Source organism: Kineococcus glutinatus (genome assembly GCF_039542765.1).
Classification (GTDB): Bacteria; Actinomycetota; Actinomycetes; order Actinomycetales; family Kineococcaceae; genus Kineococcus_A; species Kineococcus_A glutinatus.
On the sequence record NZ_BAABIL010000399.1, the window covers coordinates 1 to 2,496 of the forward strand.

Sequence of the window (2,496 nt, forward strand, 5' to 3'; positions counted from 1 at the left end):
GCGCAGCTCCTGCGCGCACGCGACGGCGAGGGCGGTGGCGGCCCGCTGCATGAGGGTGCCCGCCGGCAGCGCGGCGCGGGCCGCCGCCTCGGCGGCGCGGACGTCGGCCACCCGGTGCGCGGCGATCACGACGGCCGCCCGGCGCCCTCGGCGACCACCATCGCGGTCGCGATGCCCGCGTCGTGGGACAGGGACAGGTGGAAGTGCTGCACCCCCAGCTCGGCGGCCCGGGCGGCGACGCGGCCGCTGACCTCCACCCGGGGCCGGCCGCCCTCCTCGCGGACGACGACCACGTCGGTCCAGCGCAGGCCCACCGGTGCGCCCAGGGACTTGGCGACGGCTTCCTTCGCGGCGAAGCGGGCCGCCAGCGACTCCGGTGGCAGCCCGCGCTCACCGTCGCCGAACAGCCGGTCCACGAGCTGCGGGGTGCGCTCCACCTGGCGCACGAACCGCGCGATGTCGACCACGTCGATGCCCACGCCGACGATCACCAGCCACCCCCTCCGCACGGCGTTCGTGCCGGGCCAGGGTGGCACGCGCCCGCACGGCCGGTTCAGCGGGGTCGGCGCACCCTCACTCCACGGTGACGGACTTGGCGAGGTTGCGCGGCTGGTCGACGTCGAGGCCCTTGGCGGTGGCCAGCTCGCACGCGAACACCTGCAGCGGCACCACCGACAGCAGCGGGGACAGCAGCGTGGAGGACTGCGGCACGCGCAGCACGGTGTCGGCGTACGGCTCCACGGCCTCGTCGCCGTCCTCGGCGATGGCGATGGTGCGGGCGCCGCGGGCGCGGATCTCCTGGATGTTGGAGACGATCTTCGCGTGCAGGGAGTCCCGCCCGCGCGGGGAGGGCACGACGACGAACACCGGCTGCCCCTCCTCCACGAGCGCGATGGGGCCGTGCTTGAGCTCGCCGGCGGCGAACCCCTCGGCGTGGATGTAGGCCAGCTCCTTCAGCTTCAGCGCGCCCTCCATCGCCACGGGGAAACCCACGTGGCGGCCCAGGAACAGCACCGATCGGGTGTCGGCCATCGAGCGGGCCAGCGCGCGGACCTCCTCCAGCCGGTCGAGCACCTCCTGCACCTTGGCGGGCATCTCGTGCAGCTGGGCCAGCACGTCGCCCACCTCGTCGGCGAACTTGTTGCCCCGCAGCTGCGCCAGGTACAGGCCCAGCAGGTAGCAGGCGGTGATCTGCGCGAGGAACGCCTTGGTGGAGGCGACGGCGATCTCCGGCCCGGCGTGGGTGTAGAGCGCCGCGTCGGACTCGCGGGGGATGGTGGAGCCGTTGGTGTTGCAGATCGCCAGCACCCGCGCGCCCTGCTCGCGGGCGTGGCGCACCGCCATGATCGTGTCCATGGTCTCGCCGGACTGGGAGATCGCCACGACGAGGGTGTTCTGGTCCACGACCGGGTCGCGGTAGCGGAACTCGTGGGCCAGCTCCACCTCGCAGGGGATGCGGCACCAGTGCTCGACGGCGTACTTGGCGACCTGCCCGGCGTACGCGGCGGTGCCGCAGGCCACGACGACGATCTTGTCGATGCTGCGCAGGACGGACTCGTCGAGCTTCATCTCGTCCAGGACTAGGCGGCCGGTGGCGTCGGTGCGCCCGAGCAGCGTGTCGGCGACGGCCTGCGGCTGGTCGTGGATCTCCTTGGCCATGAAGCTGGGGAAGCCGCCCTTCTCCGCGGCCGCGGCGTCCCAGTCGACGTGGAAGCGGCGCCCGGTGGTGGGCTCGCCGTCGAAGCCGCGCACCGCGACGTCGTCGGCGGTGATGGTGACGACCTGGTCCTGGCCCAGCTCCATCGCCTCGCGGGTGTGCGCGATGAACGCCGCCACGTCGGAGCCGAGGTAGTTGGCGCCCTCGCCCAGCCCGACGACGAGGGGGGAGTTGCGCCGGGCACCGACGATCGTGCCGGGCTGGTCGGCGTGCACCGCGAGCAGGGTGAAGGCGCCCTCCAGCCGGCGGCAGACCTCCAGCATCGCCTCGGTGAGGTCCTTGGTCCGCTCGTGCGCGGCGGCCAGCAGGTGGGCCACCACCTCGGTGTCCGTCTCGCTGGTGAAGGGCACGCCGTCGGCGACGAGCTCGGCCTTGAGCGCGGCGAAGTTCTCCACGATGCCGTTGTGGATCACCGCGAGGCGGCCGGCGGCGTCGACGTGGGGGTGGGCGTTGGCGTCGGTGGGGCCGCCGTGGGTGGCCCAGCGGGTGTGGCCGATGGCCGTCGTCGAGGGCGGCAGCGCCTCGGCCTCGAGCAGCCCGACGAGGTTGGCCAGCTTCCCGGCGCGCTTGCGCACCGCCAGCCCGCCGTCGGCGTCGAGCACCGCGATGCCCGCCGAGTCGTAGCCCCGGTACTCCAGCCGCCGCAGCCCGTCGAGGACGACGGCGCACCCCTCGGGCGCGCCCGCCCCGGGGGTCCCGCTGCCGTCCCGGGTCGAGGTCCCGACGAATCCCACGATGCCGCACATGGGACAGAGCGTAGGTGGCCGGGCTGGGCGGGA

Annotated in this window: 2 protein-coding genes; both read right to left on the reverse strand. The window is 74.1% G+C overall.

The genetic code is table 11. The features are described from left to right. Nucleotides 1-125: 125 nt before the first annotated feature. Nucleotides 126-491, reverse strand: a complete 366-nt coding sequence (locus ABEB16_RS14575) for a holo-ACP synthase (RefSeq protein ID WP_345712962.1) — start codon at nt 489-491, stop codon at nt 126-128. Between the two features lie 82 nt (nt 492-573). Next, nucleotides 574-2,463: a glutamine--fructose-6-phosphate transaminase (isomerizing) gene (gene glmS, locus ABEB16_RS14580; RefSeq protein ID WP_345712963.1), complete on the reverse strand. Its 1,890-nt coding sequence runs from the start codon at nt 2,461-2,463 to the stop codon at nt 574-576. Between the last annotated feature and the right edge of the window lie 33 nt (nt 2,464-2,496).

What these genes read in the sequence shown, in the direction of transcription:
- glmS (WP_345712963.1), bottom strand. Translation starts at nt 2,463, where the DNA reads ATGTGCGGCATCGTGGGATTCGTCGGGACCTCGACCCGGGACGGCAGC.